This is a genomic window from Streptomyces sp. NPDC046900, from assembly GCF_040644975.1.
In the GTDB taxonomy this organism is placed as follows: Bacteria; Actinomycetota; Actinomycetes; order Streptomycetales; family Streptomycetaceae; genus Streptomyces.
On sequence record NZ_JBEYXD010000192.1, the window covers coordinates 1 to 5,555 of the forward strand.

At 71.2% G+C, this 5,555-nt stretch carries 3 protein-coding genes; 2 read left to right on the forward strand and 1 reads right to left on the reverse strand.

Annotated features, from left to right (window positions below):
• Window positions 1–1,063: 1,063 nt before the first annotated feature.
• The gene (locus tag ABZ904_RS50370) at window positions 1,064–2,692 is read left to right on the forward strand and encodes a CDP-alcohol phosphatidyltransferase (protein ID WP_361830984.1); all 1,629 of its coding nucleotides are present in this window, start codon (window positions 1,064–1,066) and stop codon (window positions 2,690–2,692) included.
• 12 nt (window positions 2,693–2,704) lie between these two features.
• On the opposite strand, the gene dusB is transcribed toward ABZ904_RS50370, so the two are convergent.
• Entirely contained in the window at window positions 2,705–3,883 is a 1,179-nt protein-coding gene (gene dusB, locus ABZ904_RS50375; protein ID WP_359407296.1) for a tRNA dihydrouridine synthase DusB, read from the reverse strand.
• Between the two features lie 109 nt (window positions 3,884–3,992).
• Here dusB and ABZ904_RS50380 point away from each other — a divergent pair, with 109 nt between their 5' ends.
• Window positions 3,993–5,438, forward strand: a complete 1,446-nt coding sequence (locus tag ABZ904_RS50380; protein WP_359407293.1) for an MFS transporter — start codon at window positions 3,993–3,995, stop codon at window positions 5,436–5,438.
• Window positions 5,439–5,555: the final 117 nt, after the last annotated feature.

Consider the following 5,555-nt stretch of genomic DNA (forward strand, 5'->3'; position numbering starts at 1 on the left):
CAACTCCCCGGCCCATTCCCCCTGCATGCCTACAAGACTGGCCCCGACTCCACCGAGCCGGGGCCAGAACCCGAGATTTTCAGCAGTCTTCTAGCGCAGCCTCCCGAGCCCGGTTGACCTCAGATTTGCCGGGTGTTTGCCGGGCGCTGGGCATCGTGGTTGAACGCACGTCCCCGGCCGCCCGTACGGGATGACGGCGGGCTCAAGCCTCCCCAGCGTGGCCCGCCCTCCGCCACGGGCTTCGCACGGAAGGACCCTCGGGTTGCCTCTCAATACACGCTCACCACAGACGACGGACAAGGCTGAGGCGGCCACGGACGGGGTCCTGCCGGCGGAGGAGGAGCGGCCGACGCCGGATTCGGAGGACGGCACCGCCGAGTCGCACGCATCGGCGCACGGCGACGGCGACTCGGCGACCGAGCACTCCCAGGAGCACTGGCCGGACGGGGCCGGGGACCTGGCCGGTGGCGCCGCCGACGACACCGCCTCGGCCGGCGCCGAGTCCGGCGCCCCGGATGAGGGGACGACCGAGGCCGCGTCCCACGCCGCCCCCGAGGAGGCCGCCGGCACGCCCGCCACCGGCGGCGAGCCCGACGCGACCTCGACGGAAGCCCGAACCGGCACCGACGACTCCGACTCCGACGGCGAGCCCGACGCGACCTCCGCGGAAGCCCAAAACAGCACCAACGCCTCCGGCAGCGACGGCGAGCCCGACGCGAGTTCCACGACTGTCCAGTCCGGCGCCGACCGCAAAAACGAATCCGGATCGGCCACCACCGGCACCGAGGACGAATCCGGATCGGCCACCCCCAGCACCGAGGACGAACCCGGGTCGGCCACCACCGGCACCGACGACTCCGACTCCGACGGCGAGCCCGACGCGACCTCTGCGGAGGCCCAGTCCGGCACCGGCACCCCCGCCGCCGAAGGCGAGCCCGGCACAACCGGCCCCGGCACCGAGGACGAGCCCCGGTCGGCCGCCGCCGAAACCGGTACCGGCACCCCCACTGCCGACACGGGCCGCCGCCTCCGGGGGCTGCGCAAGTGGAGGGCCGGGCACCCCATGGCCGCCCGCGTGCTGGGCGGCGCCCTCACCGTTCTCGCCGGTGCCCTGGTCGTCGCCTCGTTCCTCATGCCCAACAAGCCCGACTTCCGGCCCGCGGTGTTCACCCGGATACCGGTGGAGGCCCTGATCGGCGCCGTCGTGCTGACCGCACTGCCACGGCGGCCGCGGCTGATCGTGGCCTGGCTCGGCGGGATCGCGATCGGCGTGCTGACCGTGCTCGACGTGCTCGACATCGGCTTCTACCAGTACCTCGGCCGGGGCTTCAACGTCATCCTCGACTGGCCCCTGTTCAGCGACGCCTACGCCTACCTCAAGGACACGCTGGGCGGAGCGGGTGCCCTCGCCGCCCTGGTGGTGGCCATCGCACTCGTCCTCGTCGTCCCCGCCGTCTCCGCGCTCGCCGTCGTCCGGGTCAGCAATGTGATGGCCCGGCACCGCACCACCACCACGCGCACCGTCCTGGTTCTCAGCATGGTGTGGATGACCTGCACGGCCCTCGGCCTCCAGGTCGGCGGGATGCAACTGGCCTCCGACCACACCATCACGCTGCTCCAGTACCGCGCCGACAACCTTCGCGCGACCGTCCGCGACGAGCGCGAGTTCACCAAGACCGCCCAGGACGACGCCTTCGGCAACACCCCGGCCGCGCAGCTCGTGCCGGATCTGCGCGGCAAGGACATGGTCTTCACGTTCATCGAGAGCTACGGCCGCAGCGCGATCGAGGACCCGGTCATGGCCCCCGGCGTCGACCGGACACTGGACGCCGGCACCCAGGCCCTGGCCAAGGCGGGCTTCCACGCGAAGAGCGGCTGGCTGACCTCGGCGACGTACGGCGGCAGCAGCTGGCTGGGCCACTCCACCTTCATGTCGGGCCTGTGGGTCAACAACCAGAACCGCTACCGGACGGTGACCGCGAGCGACCACCTCACCCTCACCGAGGCGTTCAAGAAGTCCGGTGCCTGGGACACGGTCGGGATCATGCCGGGCGTGCAGAAGGGCTGGCCGGAGGCGAAGTGGTACGGCCTCGACAAGGTCTACAACGCCTTCCAGCTGGGCTACAAGGGACCGAAGTTCAGCTGGTCGACCATGCCGGACCAGTACGCGCTGGAGCAGTTCCAGCAGCGGGTGCACGGCAAGAAGCACGACAAGCCGCTGGCGTCGTTCGTCATCCTGACCTCCAGCCACCAGCCGTGGGCGCCGATCCCGAAGATGGTCGGCTGGGACCAGCTGGGCGACGGCTCGGTCTTCGACGCCATCCAGAAGGCGGGCAACAACCCGGCGGACGTCATCGCCGACTCCGCCCGGTCCAAGGAGGAGTACGGCAAGTCCGTCCAGTACTCCGTGACCGCTCTGACCCAGTGGCTGGAGCGCTACGGCAACGAGGACACCGTGCTCGTCTTCCTCGGCGACCACCAGCCGATCTCCCGGGTCAGCGGGAACCACGCCAGCCGTGATGTGCCGTGCACGATCGTCGCCAAGGACCCGAAGGTGCTCGACAAGATCGCCGACTGGGGCTGGACGGACGGACTGCGGCCCGCCCACAACGCGCCGGTGTGGAAGATGAGTTCGTTCCGCGACCGCTTCCTGACGGCGTACGGCTCCACCCCGCACCCGTCGAAGCACTGACCCCCGGGGGCATCAGCCCCCGGACGTGTCCAGCTCCGCGTCCTCGCCGATCCCCGCGCAGTCGTACGGGTCCTTGAGCCAGCCGTCCGGCAGCACCACCCGGTTGTTGCCGGACGTGCGGCCACGGGGCCCGTCGGCGCCCAGCGGCCAGGCCTGGTCGAGGTCGAGCTCGTCCAGGCCGGCCCGCAGCTCCTCGAGGGAGGAGGTGATCGCGAGCCGCTTGCGCATCTCCGAACCGACCGCGAAGCCCTTCAGGTACCAGGCCACGTGCTTGCGGAAGTCGATGACTCCGCGCGGCTCGTCGCCGATCCACTCGCCGAGCAGGGTGGCGTGCCGGACCATGATGTCCGCGACCTGGCGCAGCGTCGGCCGCATGATCGCGTCCGTACGGCCTTCGAAAGCCGCCACCAGGTCCGCGAACAGCCACGGGCGCCCGAGGCAGCCGCGGCCCACCACCACTCCGTCGCAGCCCGTCTCGCGCACCATCCGCAGCGCGTCCTCGGCCGACCAGATGTCGCCGTTGCCCAGCACCGGGATCTCCGGGACGTGCTCCTTCAGCCGCGCGATGGCGTCCCAGTCCGCCGTACCGCCGTAGTGCTGGGCGGCGGTGCGGCCGTGCAGCGCGATGGCCGTCACGCCCTCCTCGACGGCGATCCGCCCGGCGTCCAGGTAGGTCATGTGGTCGTCGTCGATGCCCTTGCGCATCTTCATGGTGACCGGGAGGTCCCCCGCGCCGCTCACGGCCTCGCGCAGGATCGCCCGCAGCAGGTTCCGCTTGTACGGCAGCGCGGACCCGCCGCCCTTGCGGGTCACCTTCGGCACCGGGCAGCCGAAGTTCAGGTCGATGTGGTCGGCGAGGTCCTCCTCCGCGATCATGCGGACGGCCTTGCCGACGGTCGCCGGGTCCACGCCGTACAACTGGATCGAGCGCGGCTTCTCGGTCGCGTCGAACTTGATCAGCTGCATGGTCTTGTCGTTGCGCTCGACCAGCGCCCGGGTCGTGATCATCTCGCTGACGAACAGCCCCTTGCCACCGCTGAACTCCCGGCACAGCGTGCGGAACGGCGCGTTCGTGATCCCGGCCATGGGCGCGAGCACGACGGGCGGCTGGACGGTGTGCGGACCGATCGGCAGCGCCGTGTACGGCGTCGCCGGGGTCGCCGTGGTCGGGTTCGTCGTGAGCGTGGACATTCCCCCATTGTCACGTATGCCGAGGGGTACCCGGCACGGATCCGTCCTGTGGGACCATGTAGCGGTCATTAGTTAACCGCACTATCGATATCGGCGTACGATGGATCACATGCCCGAGCTCAGCCACCGACGACGTTTTCTGGTTCTCGCGATCTGCTGCATGAGCCTGCTGATCGTGAGCCTCGACAACACCGTCCTGAACGTCGCACTGCCCTCGTTGCAACGCGAGCTCCACGCGACCACGGCGGGTCTGCAGTGGACGATCGACGCGTACACCCTGGTCCTCGCGTCGCTGCTGATGCTCGCCGGGTCCACGGCCGACCGCATCGGCCGCAAGCGCGTCTTCATGGCCGGCCTGATCGTCTTCAGCATCGGCTCGCTGCTGTGCTCCCTCGCCCCGAACCTGGACCTGCTGATCGTGTTCCGCATGGTGCAGGCGGTGGGCGGTTCGATGCTCAACCCGGTCGCCATGTCGATCATCACCAACACCTTCACGGACGCACGTGAGCGCGCCCGCGCGATCGGGGCCTGGGGCGCCGTGGTCGGCATATCCATGGCGGCCGGCCCGCTGGTGGGCGGGTTGCTCGTCGAGTCGGTCGGCTGGCGGTCGATCTTCTGGGTCAACCTGCCCGTGGGCTTCGCCGCGCTCCTGCTCACCCTGCGCTACGTCCCCGAGTCCCGGGCCCCCAAGGCCCGCCGCCCCGACCCGGTCGGCCAGTTGCTCGTGATCGCCCTGTTCGGCTCCCTCACCTACGCGATCATCGCGGCCCCCGACTCCGGCCTCGCCTCCGTCCTCCCGTTCGCGGGCATCGCGCTCGTGGCCCTGCTCGGTCTGCTGTGGTTCGAGCCCCGTCGCGCCGAACCCCTCATCGACCTGCGGTTCTTCCGTTCGGCCCCGTTCAGCGGTGCCACCGTGATCGCGATCAGCGCCTTCGCCGCGCTGGGCGGCTTCCTGTTCCTGTCCACGCTCTACCTGCAGAACGTGCGCGGCCTCGACGCCCTGCACGCGGGTCTGTGGATGCTGCCGATGGCGGCCCCGACCTTCCTGTGCGCACCCCTGTCCGGCCGTCTGGTCGGCAGCCTCGGACCGCGCCTGCCGCTCCTGATCGCGGGCACGGCGATGACCGCGAGCGCCGTGCTGTTCGCGGCCTTCGAGGCGGAGACGGCGAACGCCACGCTCTTCGTGGGGTACGTCCTGTTCGGCATCGGCTTCGGCTTCGTCAACGCCCCCATCACCAACACCGCCGTCTCCGGCATGCCCCGCGCACAGGCGGGCGTCGCCGCCGCCGTCGCCTCCACCAGCCGGCAGCTCGGCCAGACCCTGGGCGTCGCCGTGGTCGGCGCCGTGCTGGCCTCGGGCGTGGCCTCCTCCTCGTACAAGGACACCTTCGTCGCCGCCGCCCGTCCCGGCTGGTGGATCCTCACCGCCTGCGGACTCGCGGTGCTCGCCCTGGGCGCGCTCACCTCCGGCCGGTGGGCCAGGGGGACGGCGGAGCGTACGGCCGATCTGCTGGAGTCGGCCGAGGTCCGGGAAGCCGCCGGAGTCTCGGCGTAGGGAGCCCCGTTCGCGCGTCGGCGGGGGGGGGCGCGCGGGCGGCGCCCCCGGGCCCCCCACCCCCCGCCCCGGCCGCCCGCGCGGGACGGCGTGAGGGCGCGGCACGGCCCCCCCCCC